The 15,513-nt window shown below is 70.2% G+C and carries 15 protein-coding genes and 1 tRNA gene; 10 read left to right on the top strand and 6 right to left on the bottom strand.

The genetic code is table 11. The features are described from left to right. Window positions 1–655: 655 nt before the first annotated feature. The 4 genes from ACX25U_RS16485 to ACX25U_RS16470 are packed head-to-tail and all read left to right on the top strand — an operon-like array spanning window position 656 to window position 4,435. Window positions 656–1,594, top strand: a complete 939-nt coding sequence (locus ACX25U_RS16485) for an ATP-binding cassette domain-containing protein (protein WP_454392854.1) — start codon at window positions 656–658, stop codon at window positions 1,592–1,594. Next, entirely contained in the window at window positions 1,591–2,442 is an 852-nt protein-coding gene (locus ACX25U_RS16480; RefSeq protein WP_454392852.1) for an ABC transporter permease, read from the top strand. Before ACX25U_RS16485 ends, ACX25U_RS16480 begins: the two co-directional genes overlap by 4 nt. 59 nt (window positions 2,443–2,501) lie before the next feature. Further along, window positions 2,502–3,770 carry a histidine kinase gene (locus tag ACX25U_RS16475; protein WP_454394311.1) on the top strand — a complete coding sequence of 423 codons (1,269 nt, stop codon included), beginning with the start codon at window positions 2,502–2,504 and terminating at the stop codon, window positions 3,768–3,770. After that, window positions 3,767–4,435, top strand: coding sequence for a response regulator (locus ACX25U_RS16470; RefSeq protein WP_454392850.1), 669 nt, complete (start codon window positions 3,767–3,769; stop codon window positions 4,433–4,435). The genes ACX25U_RS16475 and ACX25U_RS16470 overlap by 4 nt, the downstream gene beginning before the upstream one ends. A gap of 198 nt (window positions 4,436–4,633) precedes the next feature. Here the strand turns inward: ACX25U_RS16470 and ACX25U_RS16465 are convergent. Then, a tRNA-Pro gene (locus tag ACX25U_RS16465) sits at window positions 4,634–4,707 on the bottom strand. Between the two features lie 121 nt (window positions 4,708–4,828). Continuing rightward, a complete protein-coding gene (locus tag ACX25U_RS16460) occupies window positions 4,829–5,755 on the bottom strand; it encodes a metallophosphoesterase (protein WP_454392848.1) in 927 nt (308 codons plus the stop codon). Between the two features lie 177 nt (window positions 5,756–5,932). Here ACX25U_RS16460 and ACX25U_RS16455 point away from each other — a divergent pair, with 177 nt between their 5' ends. Continuing rightward, window positions 5,933–6,397 carry a GatB/YqeY domain-containing protein gene (locus ACX25U_RS16455; RefSeq protein WP_454392846.1) on the top strand — a complete coding sequence of 155 codons (465 nt, stop codon included), beginning with the start codon at window positions 5,933–5,935 and terminating at the stop codon, window positions 6,395–6,397. A gap of 98 nt (window positions 6,398–6,495) precedes the next feature. On the opposite strand, the gene ACX25U_RS16450 is transcribed toward ACX25U_RS16455, so the two are convergent. After that, window positions 6,496–8,799: a transglycosylase domain-containing protein gene (locus ACX25U_RS16450; RefSeq protein WP_454392844.1), complete on the bottom strand. Its 2,304-nt coding sequence runs from the start codon at window positions 8,797–8,799 to the stop codon at window positions 6,496–6,498. 450 nt (window positions 8,800–9,249) lie between these two features. On the opposite strand from ACX25U_RS16450, the gene ACX25U_RS16445 reads away from it, so the two are divergent. Continuing rightward, a complete protein-coding gene (locus ACX25U_RS16445; protein WP_454392842.1) occupies window positions 9,250–9,588 on the top strand; it encodes a WhiB family transcriptional regulator in 339 nt (112 codons plus the stop codon). Window positions 9,589–9,611: 23 nt separating this feature from the next. On the opposite strand, the gene ACX25U_RS16440 is transcribed toward ACX25U_RS16445, so the two are convergent. Together ACX25U_RS16440 and ACX25U_RS16435 are read right to left on the bottom strand one after the other, a co-directional pair. Further along, a complete protein-coding gene (locus tag ACX25U_RS16440; RefSeq protein ID WP_454392841.1) occupies window positions 9,612–11,012 on the bottom strand; it encodes an ArsA family ATPase in 1,401 nt (466 codons plus the stop codon). Next, window positions 11,009–11,986, bottom strand: coding sequence for an ArsA-related P-loop ATPase (locus ACX25U_RS16435; RefSeq protein ID WP_454392839.1), 978 nt, complete (start codon window positions 11,984–11,986; stop codon window positions 11,009–11,011). Before ACX25U_RS16435 ends, ACX25U_RS16440 begins: the two co-directional genes overlap by 4 nt. Window positions 11,987–12,092: 106 nt before the next feature. Here ACX25U_RS16435 and ACX25U_RS16430 point away from each other — a divergent pair, with 106 nt between their 5' ends. The 4 genes from ACX25U_RS16430 (at window position 12,093) to ACX25U_RS16415 (ending at window position 14,530) form a co-directional block, all read left to right on the top strand. Then, window positions 12,093–12,251 (top strand): DUF4177 domain-containing protein, encoded by a 159-nt coding sequence (locus ACX25U_RS16430; protein WP_073947089.1) that lies wholly within the window; start codon window positions 12,093–12,095, stop codon window positions 12,249–12,251. Next, entirely contained in the window at window positions 12,248–12,715 is a 468-nt protein-coding gene (locus ACX25U_RS16425; RefSeq protein ID WP_454392837.1) for a RidA family protein, read from the top strand. Before ACX25U_RS16430 ends, ACX25U_RS16425 begins: the two co-directional genes overlap by 4 nt. Window positions 12,716–12,786: 71 nt before the next feature. Continuing rightward, window positions 12,787–13,656: an NUDIX hydrolase gene (locus ACX25U_RS16420; RefSeq protein ID WP_454392835.1), complete on the top strand. Its 870-nt coding sequence runs from the start codon at window positions 12,787–12,789 to the stop codon at window positions 13,654–13,656. Window positions 13,657–13,699: 43 nt separating this feature from the next. Next, on the top strand, window positions 13,700–14,530 hold the full coding sequence (locus ACX25U_RS16415; protein WP_454392833.1) for an MBL fold metallo-hydrolase: 831 nt from the start codon (window positions 13,700–13,702) through the stop codon (window positions 14,528–14,530). Between the two features lie 88 nt (window positions 14,531–14,618). On the opposite strand, the gene ACX25U_RS16410 is transcribed toward ACX25U_RS16415, so the two are convergent. Then, window positions 14,619–15,293 (bottom strand): Crp/Fnr family transcriptional regulator, encoded by a 675-nt coding sequence (locus tag ACX25U_RS16410; protein ID WP_073947085.1) that lies wholly within the window; start codon window positions 15,291–15,293, stop codon window positions 14,619–14,621. Between the last annotated feature and the right edge of the window lie 220 nt (window positions 15,294–15,513).

Below are 15,513 nucleotides of genomic sequence, written 5' to 3'. Positions count from 1 at the left end.
CGGGCACGGCCGCCCGTCCTCTCCCGAACGATCACCAGAAACCACTCAGGGGCCTGATCCACTCACTGGATCAGGCCCCTGAATTGGTACTTCACCGTCGGGGTGGCGGGATTTGAACCCACGACCTCTTCGTCCCGAATGAGGTTCGATCAAGGCCGACACCGGCCTCTTTGGTGTTTTCGCAGGTCAGGGTGTTGGGCTCGGCGGCTCTCGCATGGTGTCGGGGGGTGTCGGGGAGCGGGTCGGCTCCCAGATGGCTCCCAGTTCTACTGCCGGGCCACTGCGCTACTCGGTTACTTTGGGGTGGCCGAGACCGGCTTTCACCAGCCATCCGATCCGCTCTCGCCAGCCCTCGACGGGAGCCGCCCCTCAGAGGCTGTTCAGTCATAGACGTGATGTTGTCCTGCTGTTCGGGGGACGAGCAGGGCGGTTCGCTGGTCGTCCTCTGGAATCTCGTCGACGGGTGGTCCCGCGCGGGCCGAACGGGCAACCAGCCCCAAAGTGATCGGGGGACACCAGGTCGTAGTACCCCGGTACCACCTGCCTGGCAGTGTTCAGCCCCCGGTACCACCGGATCCGGCAGATCGCGGACTTAGCGTGACGGAGGAGGCGTCAGGCGTGCAGGGCGCGCCGGAGTCCGAAAGAGAGAACGCGAATGATCGAGGCACAGCAGCTCACCAAGAGGTACGGGGAGAAGACAGCCGTCGACGGACTGGACTTCACCGTGAAGCCGGGCACGGTGACCGGCTTCCTAGGCCCCAACGGGGCGGGCAAGTCCACGACGATGCGCATGATCGTCGGGCTCGACGCGCCGACGAGCGGCTTCGTCACGGTGAACGGACAACGCTACGCCCGCCACCAGGCGCCGCTCCAGGAGGTCGGGGCGCTGCTGGAGGCGAAGTCGATCCACCCGGGCCGTTCGGCCTACAACCACCTCCGGGCCCTCGCCCTCACCCACGGCATTCCGCGCCGCCGGGTCGACGAGGTCATCGAACTCGCCGGTCTCGGCAGCGTCGCGAAGAAGCGGGCCGGTGCCTTCTCCCTCGGCATGGGCCAGCGGCTCGGCATCGCGGCCGCTCTGCTCGGCGATCCGCAGGCCGTGATGCTCGACGAGCCGGTCAACGGACTGGACCCCGAGGGCGTCCTCTGGATCCGGAACCTGCTCACCTCCCTCGCGAGCGAAGGGCGCACGGTGTTCGTCTCTTCGCACCTGATGAGCGAGGTGTCACTGGTGGCTGATCACCTCATCATCGTCGGACGTGGACGGTTGCTGGCCGACACGACCGTACGGGACCTGGTCCGCGAGGCCGGCGGCGACACCGTGAAGGTCGCGACGGACGACCCCGCACGGTTGCGGGACGTACTGGCCGGACACGGCGTGGAGATCACCGGCCGCGTGGGCTCCGAGGAACTGCAGGTGACCGGGCTGTCCGCCCGCGAGATCGGGCTGAAGGCGGCCGAGCACGGGATCCCGCTGTTCGAGCTGACCACGAAAGCGGTGTCGCTGGAGGAGGCATTCATGGAACTGACCAGGGACGCCGTGGAGTACCACGGCTCCACGACCGGCACCGAGACCTCTGGGAGCGCGGCATGAGCACCCTCACGGCAGCCCCCGAGTCCCCTGAGACCGCCCAGGCCGCGCCGGCCCGCCCCGCCTACCGGGTGACCGGGCGGCGCGTGCTGGCCTCGGAGTGGGCCAAACTGTGGTCTCTGCGCTCCACCTGGATCACTCTCGGCCTGGGCCTGCTGTTCCTCGTCGCCTTCGGCGTCATCGCCGCGAGCCGCTACAAGTCCGGGATCGACTCCGGCCGCCCCATGGACGGCAACTTCGCCGACGCGACGGCCGTGAGTCTGTCCCTCTTCGGCACGAACTTCGCCCAGCTGGCCCTCGGCGTGCTCGGCGTGCTGGTCACGGCGGGCGAGTACTCCACCGGCATGATCCGCTCCACCATGGCCGCGGTGCCGCGCCGGCTGCCCGTGCTGTGGTTCAAAGCGGCTGTGTACGGGCTGGTCGCGCTGGTGATCGCCACCGTCGGCGCGTTCGTCGCCTTCCTCGTGGGCAGCCAGGTCGTCTCCGGCACGCCCGCCGCCATGGGCCTCGGCCACGCCGGTGTCCTTCGCAGCCTGCTGGGCGCCGGGCTCTACCTGGGCCTGGTCGGCGTGATCGGCATCGCTCTGGGCGCGCTGCTGCGGTCCGTGGCCGGCGGTATCTCGGTCCTGGTCGCCGCCCTCATGCTCGTACCTGGACTGATCTCCCTGCTGCCCAGCTCATGGCGCGGGAACATCGATCCCTACCTGCCCAGCCACGCCGGCGAGTCGATCTTTGCCCTGACCCACGACTCGACCACCCTGTCGCCGGGCGCCGGGCTCTGGGTCTTCCTCGGCTGGACGGTGCTGGCGCTGGCCGGAGCGGCGTACCGGCTGCTGCGCAGCGACGTCTGAGCGGCAGCCACCCGCATCATGGTCTGGTGAACTCCGTGACCACCGAAGATCTCAGCGGGATGGGGCCGCTGGTCGCCCGGCTCGGCCGGACCGGCCAGCGGCTCCGGCACGCCGACCGGGCCCGTCCGTGGGTGCTGGACACCGCGGTGGTGGTGCTGGTCTTCCTGATGTTCTGCCTGCCGGACCTGCTGCACGCGGTCGGTGCGATCGACGGGGAAGGCGACGGTCCGCGCCGCTTCCGCCTGGTGTTCACCCGGTTGCCCGTGGCGGGCATGCTGGCCCTGCAGGCCGGGCTGGTGCTGCCGCTGCTGTGGCGGCGCCGGGTGCCCGCCGTCGCGTTCGGCGCCGTCATGGCCGTGTTCGTCCTTCAGTGGTCCCTCGGCGGCGCGCTCCGTGCGGATGTCGCCCTCCTCGTCGCCCTGTACAGCCTGGCCCTGCACGGGCGGCTACGGCAGCTGCCGTGGGCCTGTGCGGCCACGGCGGGCGCGCTCGGCCTGGTCGCGGCACGAGTATCGGCGGCGGTGTCGGTCTGGGACGCACTGTTCTTCCTGCTCAGCACGGCGACCGCGGCCCTCGCGCTCGGCCTGGTGATCCGTATCCGGCGGGCCCAGCTGGCCGGGCTTCGGGACCGTGCGGCCCGGCTGGAGATCGAACGCGACCAGCGTGGCAGGCTCGCCGTCGCGGCCGAACGGGCACGGGTGGCCCGCGAGATGCACGACGTCGTCGGCCACAACCTGTCCGTCATCATCACGCTCGCCGACGCGGGTGCCTATGCCACCGAGATCGCTCCGGAGCGGGGCAAGGAGGCCCTGCACCTCATCGGTGACACAGGTCGCCAGGCCCTGGGTGAACTGCGCCGGGTACTCGGCGTGCTGCGCGAGGCGGACGGCCCGCCGGCCGAGCCCGAGCTGAGTCCGCAGCCCGGTCTCGCGGACATCGACGCGTTGTGCGAAGGGGTGCGCGCCGCCGGCCTGGAGGTCGTCTACCGTACCGCCGGAGACGTCGACGCCCTCGACAGTGGGGTCCAGCTCACGGTCCATCGCATCGTGCAGGAGGCTCTGACGAACACCCTGAAACACGCCGGTGCCGGCGCGCGTGTGAACCTGGCTGTCGCCGTGGAGGACACACGGCTGACCATCACCGTCCAGGACTCCGGCCCACTCGTCCCGGCCGACCGTCCCGGCACGGCGAACGAGGAAGGACACGGCCTGGTGGGCATGCGGGAACGAGTGGCTCTCTACGGCGGACACGTCAGCGCGGGTCCCGCGGGCGCCGGCTGGACGGTACGGGCAGCACTCGACCTCACTCCCCAGGGCAGTGCCCGGTGACCACCGTGCTCGTCGTCGACGACCAGCCGCTCCAGCGGTACGGCTTCCGCATGCTCCTGGACTCCGTGCCCGAGACGGAGGTGGTTGGCGAGGCCGCTCACGGAGCGGAAGCGGTGCGCAAGGTCGCCGAAATCCGCCCCGACGTGGTCCTCATGGACGTACGCATGCCGGGCATGGACGGCATCGAGGCCACCCGCCGCATCGTCGCCGCCGGCGATCGCTCCCGCGTCCTGGTGCTGACCACGTTCGACCTGGACGAGTACGTGTATGCGGCCCTGCGCGCCGGAGCCAGCGGCTTCCTCCTCAAGGACGCCCGACCTGAGGAACTCCTTGCGGGCATCCGGGCCGTGGCCGTCGGAGACGCTGTGATCGCCCCCGCACTCACCCGCCGTCTCCTGCACGAGTTCGCCCGTCTCGTGCCAGTCGGCGGCGACGGCTCCGCCGAGGACCCGCGCCTGAGTTCCCTCACCGACCGTGAGCGCGAGATCCTCGTCGCCATCGGCAAGGGCTGGAGCAACGGCGAGATCGCCGCCCGTTTCGTCCTGTCGGAGTCCACGGTGAAGACTCATGTCGGCCGCGTCCTGGCCAAGATCGGCGCCCGCGACCGCATCCAGGCGGTGATCTTCGCCTATGACCACGGCCTGGCCCGGCCTCATGGGGGCTGAGCGGCGGATTCGTGTCGGCAACGGTGCCGCACACGGTCTGTGTCAGTTCTCCAGACGGTGGCCATGCCCTCTCAGTGTGGTGACGCGGGCAGGCGAGTCGGGCCGGAGCCTGTTTCGGAGGCCTCAGTGAGCGTGTCGGAAACCCGTCAGGGGCCCGACCCGCTGAGCGGATCAGGCCCCTGACCTGGTACTTCACTGTCGGGGTGGCGGGATTTGAACCCACGACCTCTTCGTCCCGAACGAAGCGCGCTGCCAAGCTGCGCCACACCCCGGTGTCGCTGCTTGTCGCGGCGACGACGATTACTTTAACCCACTGGCGGCTGGAGACGAAATCCGGTTTTGGTGGGGTGGCGGCGGAGCGGGTCGAGGCGGACAGGGGTGGAGGTGTGGGGGCTACTCCCGCCCCACCAGCGTCAGCAGCGTCGCCTCCGGTGGGCAGGCGAAGCGGACCGGGGTGTAGCGGTTGGTGCCGCAGCCGGCTGAGACGTGGAGGTAGGCGGTGCGGCCCTCGGAGGCGTGGGTGGACAGGCCCTTCACCCGGTCGGTGTCCAGGTCGCAGTTGGTGACCAGGGCGCCGTAGAAGGGGATGCAGAGCTGGCCGCCGTGGGTGTGGCCGGCCAGGATCAGGGGGTAGGCGTCGGCCGTGAAGGCGTCCAGGACGCGCAGGTACGGGGCGTGGACCACGCCCATCGAGAAGTCCGCCGTGCCGGACGGGCCGCCCGCCACCCGCGTGTAGCGGTCCCGCTTGATGTGCGGGTCGTCCAGGCCGGTCAGCTCCACCGAGACGCCCTCGACCTTGAGGATGCCGCGCGTGTTCGTCAGGTTGAGCCAGCCGGCCTCGTCGAAGCTGTCGCGCAGGTCCTCCCACGGGTTGTGGATCGCCCCTACGGCGGGCGGGTTGCCGTTCAGGCCGTGGCGGCCGGTCGTCTTCTCCAGCAGGTAGCGGGCGGGGTTGCGCAGCTTGGGGCCGTAGTAGTCGTTGGAGCCGAAGACGTACGCGCCCGGGAACTCCATCAGGGGGCCGAGGGCGTCCAGGACCTCCGGTACGCCCTCCGGGTCCGACAGGTTGTCGCCGGTGTTGATCACGAAGTCGGGGCGCAGGCCGGCCAGCGAGCGCAGCCAGCGCTGCTTCTTGCGCTGGCCGCTCACCATGTGGATGTCGGAGACCTGCAGGACGCGCAGGGGGCGCATGCCGGAGGGCAGGACCGGGACCGTCACCCGCCTCAGGCGGAAGGAGCGGGCCTCGAAGCCCGCCGAGTAGAGGAGACCGGCGGCCGCAACCGCCGTGATGCCCAAGGGAACTCCGTATCGCGCGCGCATGTGTCCATCGTCTCAGGCCCCTGCCTCGCAGCGAAAATCAGCGACGGTCCGCCGTGGGGCCGACTCGCGGAACCAACCGGCGGGGCCGGCCCGGCAGCCGGCGTACCGGCAGTCGGCGTACCGAGGCTCCGTGAATTGGCGCGCGAAGGCGTGGCCGTAGCTGCGACAATCACATCCATGACCACGCTCAAGTCGAAGCTGCACGATGACCTCAACGCCGCGATCAAGAAGCGCGACGAGCTCCGCTCCTCGACGCTCCGGCTGACGCTCGCCGCGATCACCAAGGAGGAGGTCGCGGGCAAGGAGAAGCGCGAGCTCTCCGACGACGAGGTTCTCAAGGTGATCACCAAGGAGGCCAAGAAGCGCAGGGAGGCGGCCGAGGCCTTCGCACAGGGTGGTCGTACGGAGTCGGCCGAGCGGGAGAAGGCCGAGGGCGAGGTGCTCGCCGCCTATCTGCCCAAGCAGATGTCCGACGAGGAGCTGAACGCGATCGTCGCCCAGGCCGTCGAGGAGGCCAAGGCGGCCGGAGCCGAGGGGCCGCGGGCCATGGGGGCGGTCATGAAGATCGTGAACCCCAAGGTCGCGGGGCAGGCCGAGGGCGGCCGGGTCGCCGCCGCGGTCAAGAAGCTGTTGGCGGGCTGATCGGCAACTGATCGGCAACTGATCGGCAAAAGGGGCGCCGGCTTTCAGCCGTGCGCCCCTTTTGCCGTAACCCTTCCCGGTGGTGGCCGGCAGGCCCGTCAGCCGTGCCCGCCCCCGTTGCCGTTGCCCCGCGGGCCGCCGTTCTGGCCCTGGAAGATGCCCTCCGGGACGGAGAAGGACGGGTTCGGGGCGGGACCGCCGCCGTTGTTCCCGCCGTTCGCGCCGGGGCCGCCGATCAGGCCGCCGATGAACCCGCCGTTGTCACCGCCGTCACCGCGGCCCCTTCCCCTTCCCCTGCCCTTGTCCTGGCCGTCGTCCCCCTTGTTCTTGTCCTTCTCCGCGTCCGGGATGTCCACGAGGTGGAAGGACGGGGCGTCCTTGCCCTCGAGCGCGCCGCTCATCATGTCGCGCCAGATCGGGCCGGGGACCTGGCCACCGAAGACCTTGGAGTACCGGACACCGCCGATCGAGATGTCGACCATCCTCCGCTTGTGCGCGGGGTCGCCGACCCAGACCGCGCCCGCCATGTTCGGCGTGTAGCCGACGAACCAGGCGGCGAAGCGAAAGTCCGTCGTACCGGTCTTGCCGGCGCTGGGGCGGCTGCCGAGGCCGGCCTGCGTACCCGTACCGTCCTCGACCACGCCCTTGAGGAGCGTGTTGACGGTGTCGGCGGTCTTCTCCGACATCGCGCGCGAGCAGGTCGACTTCGGGACCGGGAGCGACTTGCTCTTGTCGCCGATGCGCCGGCTGATCGACTCGATGGCGACCGGAGTGCAGTGCATGCCGCGCGAGGCGAAGGTGGCGTAGCCGTTCGCCATGGTCAGCGGAGACATCTCCTGAGTGCCGAGGGCGATGGACGGAGCCTGGCGCATCTTCTTGCCGTCCGCCCGCTCGACGCCCATCTTCTTGGCCATCTCCGTCACCGGGCAGATGCCGATCTCGCTGATCAGCTCCACGTAGTAGGTGTTGACCGACTTCGCGGTCGCCTCCTTCATGTCGTAGGGGCCGACCTCCGACTCGTTCTCGTTCGTGAGCGAGACACCCTTCTCGTTCCACGTCCCGCCGTCGCAGGCCGAGACCGGGGACGGGTAGTCCATCTCGTACGGCGAGGCGTACGTCTTCGTCGGGGGCATCCCGCCCTCGAGGGCTGCGGCCGCGACGATCGGCTTGAACGTCGAACCGGGCTGGTAGCCGGCGCCGCCGCCCATGGCGCTGTCGACGGAGAGGTTGATCTGCGTCTCGTTCTTGCCGAAGCCGTACGGACGGGACTGGCCCATGGCGAGGATCTTGCCGGTACCGGGCTCGACGATGGCGGCGGCGGTGGCCACGTCGTCGCTCTTGTTGACGTGGTCCTGGATCGACTTCTGCACCGACTCCTGTGCCTGCGGGTCGAGCGTCGTACGGATGGTCAGGCCGCCCTGGTTCCAGATCTTCGCCCGATCCTCCCTGGTCTTGCCGAAGACGGGGTCGCTCAGGAACACCGCGCGGACGTAGTCGCAGAAGAAGCCCGCGCCCTTGACCGCCGTGATGCAGCCGTTGCGCGGCGGGGTGATCTTCAGGCCCAGGGGCTCCCTCTTGGCCTTGTCGGCTTCTGCCTGGGAGATGTCGCCGACGTCGGCCATCCGCTGCAGCACGACGTTGCGCCGCTTGGTGGCCTCCGCCTCGTCGTTGGCCGGGTTGTAGTGGCTCGGCGACTGGACGATGCCGGCCAGCAGCGCCGCCTCCGGAAGGGTCAGGTTCTTGGCGTGCTTGGAGAAGTAGCGCTGGGAGGCGGCCTCGACGCCGTAGGCCTGCTGGCCGAAGAAGGTGATGTTCAGGTAGTTCTCGAGGATCCTGTTCTTGCCCAGGTCCTGCTCGACCTGGATCGCGTACTTCAGTTCCTTGATCTTGCGGCCGAGGGTCTGCTGGGTGGCCTCGGCGACCTTCGTCGGGTCGTCGCCGGCCTCCTCCACGAAGACGTTCTTCACGTACTGCTGGGTGAGCGTGGAGGCGCCCTGGGTGACTCCGCCTTCTTGCGCGTTCTTGTTGAGCGCGCGCAGCACGCCCTTCAGGTCGATCGCGCCGTGCTGGTAGAAGCGCGAGTCCTCGATCGCGACGATCGCCTTCTGCATGTACGGCGAGACGTCCTTCAGCTCCACCACCGTACGGTCGCGGGAGTAGACCTGGGCGATCTGGCTGCCCTGGCTGTCCAGGATCGTGGTGCGCTGACTGAGCGGCGGACGTTTGAGATTGGCCGGGATGTCGTCGAACCCCTCGACCGACCCCTTGGCCGCAAGGCCCAGCGCGCCGGCCGCGGGCAGCGCGATACCGGCCATCACAGCTCCTGCGAGCACACTGACACCGAGGAACTTGGCGGCCTGCTGCGTGGGCGACAGGCCTCCACCCGAGCGCTTCTTTGGCATGAGGGCAGCCTACGTTCTCATTCGCCGGACACGCGTATATGCCTTGGCCTAAGCTGCTCTCACTGTCACAGCTGTGCGGCCACGTATCAATACGTCCGGCGGCCTCGAAACGTTCCGGATCCGCTCGATTTTTTTGGGCGGGGTGGTCCGGGATGTGTCGGGGCGTGCCGCGAAGGTGTGTTGGGGGCGTGCCCGAATTCGCCTTGTGTGTCATCTGGCGTCCGTTGTGGCGCGCCGCAATTGCCTCATGATGTCGGTGATGTCGCGCATGTCGCCAGCTCACTCCCCCGGGTGATCTGCCGCTTCCCCATAGTCCGTTCGGACCATTCAAGATTGGGCCCGCTGGGGGTGTTGCGCCGTGCCCACCTTCCGTAACGTCCTCAACTGGCGGCGGTGAATATGCCGCTGCCGCCGTGGGGGAGCCTCGATTCGGGAGAGGACGGCGCCGGTATGGGCTGGGTAACCGACTGGAGTGCGCAGGCGGCCTGCCGCACTACCGATCCGGATGAACTGTTCGTTCAAGGAGCAGCGCAGAACAGGGCCAAGGCGGTGTGCACCGGATGCCCGGTTCGCACCGAATGCCTCGCCGACGCGCTCGACAACCGTGTGGAGTTCGGCGTCTGGGGAGGCATGACGGAGCGTGAACGCCGCGCACTGCTGCGCCGGCGGCCGACCGTCACGTCCTGGCGCCGGTTGCTGGAGACCGCGCGCATGGAGTACGAGCGCGGGGCGGGCCTGGTGTCCCTCGAGGGCGACCAGGTGTACGAGAACTACGCGGCGGTGGGCTGAGGCATCCTCCTGGGCTGCACGCGTCAGGCGCTCGGATCGGGCAGCTCGCGGCGGTTGTCCGCGAGCCGGTTTCCGATGTCCCGCAGCCCTACGAGGTCGTGCACATCGCCGGGCAGCGCGGCCACTTCGGCCACCGCCACCTCGGGGTGCAGGGCGGTGAAGCGGTCACGCGTGCGCTGCTCGCGGAAGAGCAGCTGCATGCGCTCGGCGTGCAGCCTCAGCAGGCCCGCGGTGACCTGGTCGACGGACGGGTCCGGGTCAGGGGCGTCAACGGAAGCGGGAGCATTGGTGTCGGTGGGCGCATCGGTGTCGGCGCGCGTCGCACCGGGATCGGGACGAGAAGCGGAAGAGTCTGAACTGCCGGACGTGTCGGGAGAGTTACGAAGTCCTTTCCCGTCCTCCTGATCCACAATGCGGGGCTCCTCAAGATTTTCCGCGGCGGCCAGCGCCCGCTCGGCCGACAGCTGGCCGGCGCCGCTGCCGTGCACCCGGTTGAGCACCAGACCGGCAAGGGGCATCTTCTCCGCGGCCAGTCGCTCCACGAAGTATGCGGCCTCGCGCAGCGCGTCGCGCTCCGGGGCCGCGACCACCAGGAACGCCGTTCCGGGCGCCTGCAGCAGCTTGTACGTGGCGTCCGCGCGCGTGCGGAAGCCGCCGAAGGTGGTGTCCATCGCGGCCACGAACGTCTGGACATCCTTGAGCAGCTGACCGCCCAGCAGCTTGCCGAGCGTGCCGGTCATCATCGTCATCCCGACGTTCAGGAACTTCATCCCCGCGCGCCCGCCCAGCTTCGCCGGGGCCGTCAGCAGCCGGATCAGCCGGCCGTCGAGGAAGGAGCCGAGCCGCTTGGGGGCGTCCAGGAAGTCCAGCGCGGAGCGGGACGGCGGGGTGTCGACGACGATGAGGTCCCACTCGTCCTTGGCCCGCAGCTGACCCAGCTTCTCCATGGCCATGTACTCCTGCGTGCCGGCGAAGCCCGCGGAGAGCGACTGGTAGAAGGGGTTGGCCAGGATCGCGGCCGCCCGTTCGGAGTCCGCGTGCGCCTCGACGACCTCGTCGAAGGTGCGCTTCATGTCGAGCATCATGGCGTGCAGCTCGCCGTCGCCCTCCGTTCCTTTCACCCGGCGCGGCACGTTGTCGAGCGAGTCGATGCCCATGGACTGGGCGAGCCGGCGGGCCGGGTCGATGGTCAGGACGACCACCTTGCGGCCCCGTTCGGCGGCGCGCAGGCCGAGGGCGGCCGCGGTGGTCGTCTTGCCGACCCCGCCCGAGCCGCAGCACACCACGATCCGGGTCTCGGGGTTGTCGAGCAGCGGATCGATGTCGAGCATGCGCGCGGGTGCGAGACGACGGGCGCTCTCGTGCGCGCGTGAGCCGTCGTACGCGCGTGACGTCTCGTGTGCCTGTGCCGGTTCCGGGCTCATGACATCCCCTGCTTCCGCAGCTCGGTCGCCAGTTCGTACAGGCCCGCCAGGTCCATGCCCTCGGCGAGCAGCGGCAGTTCGTGCAGCGGCAGACCCAGCTCCCCCAGCACGGATCGCTGTTCCTCCTCCAGCGTGTACCGCTCGGCGTACTCCTCGGCCTGCTCCAGCAGCGGTTCCACCAGTCGCTCGGCGTTTCCACCGCGCCGCGCGCCGCCGAGTCCGGCGGAGGACAGCGACCGGGCGAGGGCGGTGCGCGGAACGGTCCGTACGAGTTCCAGGTCTCCCGCGTCCAACACCTGCGGACGCACCATGTTCACGATGACCCGGCCCACCGGCAGCCGGGCGGCGCGCAGTTCGGCGATGCCGTCGACCGTCTCCTGGACGGGCATCTCCTCCAGCAGCGTCACCAGGTGCACGGCCGTCTCGGCCGACTTCAGCACCCGCATCACCGCCTGCGCCTGATTGTGTATCGGGCCGATCTTCGCCAGGCCCGCCACCTCGTCGTTGACGTTGAGGAAGCGGGTGATGCGCCCGGTGGGCGGCGCGTCCATGACGACGTAGTCGTAGACGAACCGTCCGCCGCGGTCCTTGCGCCGTACCGCCTCGCACGCCTTGCCGGTCAGCAGGACGTCCCTGAGGCCGGGCGCGATGGTGGTGGCGAAGTCGATGGCGCCGAGCTTCTTCAGGGCCCGGCCGGCGCTGCCCAGCTTGTAGAACATCTGGAGGTAGTCCAGCAAAGCCTGTTCGGGGTCGATGGCGAGCGCGTACACCTCCCCGCCCCCGGGAGCGACCGCGATCTTCCGTTCTTCATAAGGCAGCGCCTCCGTTTCGAAGAGTTGTGCGATGCCCTGCCGGCCCTCGACCTCGACGAGGAGCGTCCGCTTCCCCGCCGTGGCCAGGGCCAGCGCGAGAGCGGCGGCGACCGTCGTCTTTCCGGTCCCGCCCTTGCCGCTGACGACCTGGAGCCTGCTCACGCCTTCGAGCCTAACCAGTCCGCGCTCCTCGCACGCGGGAGGCTGTGGACAACCGCTGTCGTGGTCGGCCGCGTGACCGGCGTACGACAGGGGCTACAGTCGGCCCATGACCAAGTGGGAATACGCAACCGTGCCGCTGCTCGTCCACGCCACGAAGCAGATTCTGGACACCTGGGGCGAGGACGGCTGGGAGCTCGTCCAGGTCGTGCCCGGGCCGAACCCGGAGCAGCTGGTGGCCTACCTGAAGCGGGAGAAGCAGGGATGAGCGCGGTCGAGGCGAAGCTGGCCGAGCTGGGCCTGACGCTGCCGGAGGTCGTGCCGCCGCTGGCCGCCTATCAGCCGGCCGTGCGCTCCGGCGTGTACGTCTACACCGCCGGTCAGCTGCCGATGGTGGACGGCAAGCTGCAGGTCACCGGCAAGGTCGGCCACGAGGTCACCCCGGAGGAGGCCAAGGACCTGGCGCGCGTCTGCGCGCTGAACGCCCTCGCCGCCGTCAAGTCCGTCGCGGGCGACCTGGACCGTGTCGCGCGCGTGGTGAAGGTCGTGGGCTTCGTCGCCTCCGCCCCGGACTTCACCGGCCAGCCGGGTGTCGTCAACGGTGCCAGTGAGCTGCTGGCCGAGGTTCTCGGCGACAAGGGTGTGCACGCGCGCAGTGCGGTCGGCGTGGCGGTACTGCCGCTGGACGCGCCCGTGGAGGTGGAGGTCCAGGTCGAGCTGGAGGTTCGTTAGACAGGGCCCGGAACAGGCTCTGACCTCGGACCCCTCTCGAACATTCGCCCACCACGGGATAGCCTCCGCCCATGGCGAATGGGCAGTGGTTTCCCCCGGACTGGCCGGAACGCATCCGCGCGCTCGCGGACGGCACCCTCACCCCGGTCACGCCGAAGCGCGCGGCCACCGTGATGCTCCTGAAGGACACCGACGCCGGTCCCGCCGTGCACATGCTGCGCAGACGCGCCTCCATGGCCTTCGCCGGAGGCGCGTACGCGTACCCGGGCGGTGGCGTCGACCCCCGCGACGACGACCACCTGGTCCGCTGGGCGGGTCCCACGCGCACGTGGTGGGCCGACCGGCTCGGCGTCGACGAGAGCGCGGCCCAGGCGATCGTCTGCGCCGCCGTCCGGGAGACGTACGAGGAGGCGGGCGTCCTGCTCGCCGGACCCGACGCCGACTCGGTCGTCGGCGACACCACGGGCGCGGACTGGGAGGCCGACCGCGCCGCCCTCGTCGCCCGGGAGCTGTCCTTCGCGGACTTCCTGGACCGCCGGGACCTGGTGCTGCGCTCGGACCTGCTGGGCGCCTGGACGCGCTGGATCACCCCGGAGTTCGAAACCCGCCGCTACGACACCTGGTTCTTCGTGGCCGCGCTCCCCGAGGGCCAGCGCACCCGGAACGCCTCCACGGAGGCCGACCGTACGGTGTGGATCCGCCCCGAGGACGCGGCGGCCGCGTACGACAAGGGCGAGCTGCTGATGATGCCGCCCACCATCGCCACCCTGCGCCAGCTGATCCCCTGCGGCAGCCCCGCCGAGGCGCTCACTGCCGCGCGGGAACGCGACCTGGCCCCCGTCCTCGCGCAGGCCCGCCTGGTGGACGACGAGGTCGTCCTGTCCTGGCCGGGCCACGACGAGTTCACCAAACGCATCCCGAACGGGGCGACTCCCGCGTGAGCCGCGTCCCCCGTACGGCAGACGTCCAGGAAGGTCCCCTCGCATGACGGACGCAGCAGCGCTCCCCGGACAGCCCCGGGGCGGCGTTCTCACCGGTCCCGCCACCGCGCGGGCCATCAACGTCCTCGCGCCCAACGCGTCCCCCATGACCCTGGACGGCACCAACACCTGGATCGTCTCGGAGCCGGACTCCGACCTGGCCGTGGTGATCGACCCGGGGCCGCTGGACGAGGGCCATCTGGCCAACGTGGTCGACATGGCGGAGAAGGCGGGCAAGCGCGTCGCGCTGACCCTGCTGACGCACGGCCACCCCGACCACGCGGAGGGCGCCGCCCGCTTCGCCGAGCTGACCCGTACGCGCGTGCGTGCGCTCGATCCGGCCCTGCGGCTCGGCGACGAGGGCCTGGGCGCCGGGGACGTGATCAAGGTGGGCGGCCTGGAGCTGGGGGTCGTACCGACCCCCGGACACACCGCCGACTCCCTCTGCTTCCACCTCCCGGCCGACCGGGCGATCCTCACCGGCGACACGATCCTGGGCCGCGGCACGACGGTCGTGGCGCACCCGGACGGCCGCCTGGGCGACTACCTGGACTCCCTGCGGCGCCTCAGGTCCCTCACGGTCGACGACGGCGTCCACACGGTCCTGCCAGGCCACGGCCCCGTCCTGGAGGACGCCCAGGGCGCCGTCGAGTACTACCTCGCCCACCGCGCCCACCGGCTCGCCCAGATCGAAACGGCCGTCGAGGACGGCCATCGCACTCCGTCCCAGGTCGTCGCCCACGTGTACGCCGACGTGGACCGCGCCCTGTGGCCGGCCGCGGAGCTGTCGGTACGGGCCCAGCTGGACTACCTGGAGGAACACGGGCTCATCTAGCGGTCCGAACCGGGTCCATCCAGCGGCACGAAGACGGGCCCCGTCCCACCAGGGACGGGGCCCGTCGAAGCGCGCCGTACGGCCGCCGTCAGCGCGAGCGCTTCGCGAGGCGCTCCACGTCCAGCAGGATCACCGCGCGGGCTTCCAGGCGGAGCCAGCCGCGCTGGGCGAAGTCGGCCAGGGCCTTGTTCACGGTCTCGCGGGAGGCGCCGACCAGCTGGGCCAGCTCCTCCTGGGTGAGGTCGTGGACGACGTGGATGCCCTCCTCGGACTGCACGCCGAAGCGGCGGGAGAGGTCCAGCAGGGCGCGGGCGACACGGCCCGGCACGTCGGAGAAGACCAGGTCGGACATCTGGTCGTTGGTCTTGCGCAGGCGCCGGGCGACGGCGCGCAGCAGGGCGCCGGCCACCTCGGGCCGCGCGTTCAGCCAGGGCTGGAGGTCGCCGTGGCCGAGGGCGAGCAGCTTGACCTCGGTCAGCGCGGTCGCGGTCGCGGTGCGCGGGCCCGGGTCGAACAGCGACAGCTCGCCGATGAGCTCGCCGGGGCCCACGACGGCCAGCATGTTCTCACGGCCGTCCGGGGACGTGCGGTGCAGCTTGACCTTGCCCTCGGTGACCACGTAGAGACGGTCGCCCGGGTCGCCCTCGTGGAACAACGAGTCGCCACGTGCGAGGGTTACCTCCGTCATGGAGGCGCGGAGCTCCGCGGCCTGCTCGTCGTCGAGCGCCGCGAAGAGCGGATTGCGCCGCAGAACGTCGTCCACGAGTTCTCTCCTTGTCGACCTGCTCAGGGGATCTTGCGCCCCCGTGTGCCAGGGGTCCGTGTTCCCCATTTTGCCGGACGGTCCCAACAGTGTGATCTGTCACAAGGATGCCGCACAGGTGTCCATGGGTACGCGGCAGGGGTCCGATCGGGGCCCGATCCTCGGGCTCCGGGGCGGATGTCGGTGCCGGGCTCTAGGCTGGCCGGGTGTCCAAGTCGCC

The organism is Streptomyces sp. JNUCC 63 (assembly GCF_054366325.1).
Note: the sequence above shows the minus strand (reverse complement) of the source record. Positions and strands in the feature narration are given on the sequence as shown.

Excerpts from the sequence above, each read along its gene's own strand:
- ACX25U_RS16485 (WP_454392854.1), top strand. The coding sequence starts at position 656 with ATGATCGAGGCACAGCAGCTCACCAAGAGGTACGGGGAGAAGACAGCC.
- ACX25U_RS16480 (WP_454392852.1), top strand. The coding sequence starts at position 1,591 with ATGAGCACCCTCACGGCAGCCCCCGAGTCCCCTGAGACCGCCCAGGCC.
- ACX25U_RS16475 (WP_454394311.1), top strand. The coding sequence starts at position 2,502 with ATGGGGCCGCTGGTCGCCCGGCTCGGCCGGACCGGCCAGCGGCTCCGG.
- ACX25U_RS16460 (WP_454392848.1), bottom strand. The coding sequence starts at position 5,755 with ATGCGCGCGCGATACGGAGTTCCCTTGGGCATCACGGCGGTTGCGGCC.
- ACX25U_RS16455 (WP_454392846.1), top strand. The coding sequence starts at position 5,933 with ATGACCACGCTCAAGTCGAAGCTGCACGATGACCTCAACGCCGCGATC.
- ACX25U_RS16450 (WP_454392844.1), bottom strand. The coding sequence starts at position 8,799 with ATGCCAAAGAAGCGCTCGGGTGGAGGCCTGTCGCCCACGCAGCAGGCC.
- ACX25U_RS16445 (WP_454392842.1), top strand. The coding sequence starts at position 9,250 with ATGGGCTGGGTAACCGACTGGAGTGCGCAGGCGGCCTGCCGCACTACC.
- ACX25U_RS16440 (WP_454392841.1), bottom strand. The coding sequence starts at position 11,012 with ATGAGCCCGGAACCGGCACAGGCACACGAGACGTCACGCGCGTACGAC.
- ACX25U_RS16430 (WP_073947089.1), top strand. The coding sequence starts at position 12,093 with ATGACCAAGTGGGAATACGCAACCGTGCCGCTGCTCGTCCACGCCACG.
- ACX25U_RS16425 (WP_454392837.1), top strand. The coding sequence starts at position 12,248 with ATGAGCGCGGTCGAGGCGAAGCTGGCCGAGCTGGGCCTGACGCTGCCG.
- ACX25U_RS16420 (WP_454392835.1), top strand. The coding sequence starts at position 12,787 with ATGGCGAATGGGCAGTGGTTTCCCCCGGACTGGCCGGAACGCATCCGC.
- ACX25U_RS16415 (WP_454392833.1), top strand. The coding sequence starts at position 13,700 with ATGACGGACGCAGCAGCGCTCCCCGGACAGCCCCGGGGCGGCGTTCTC.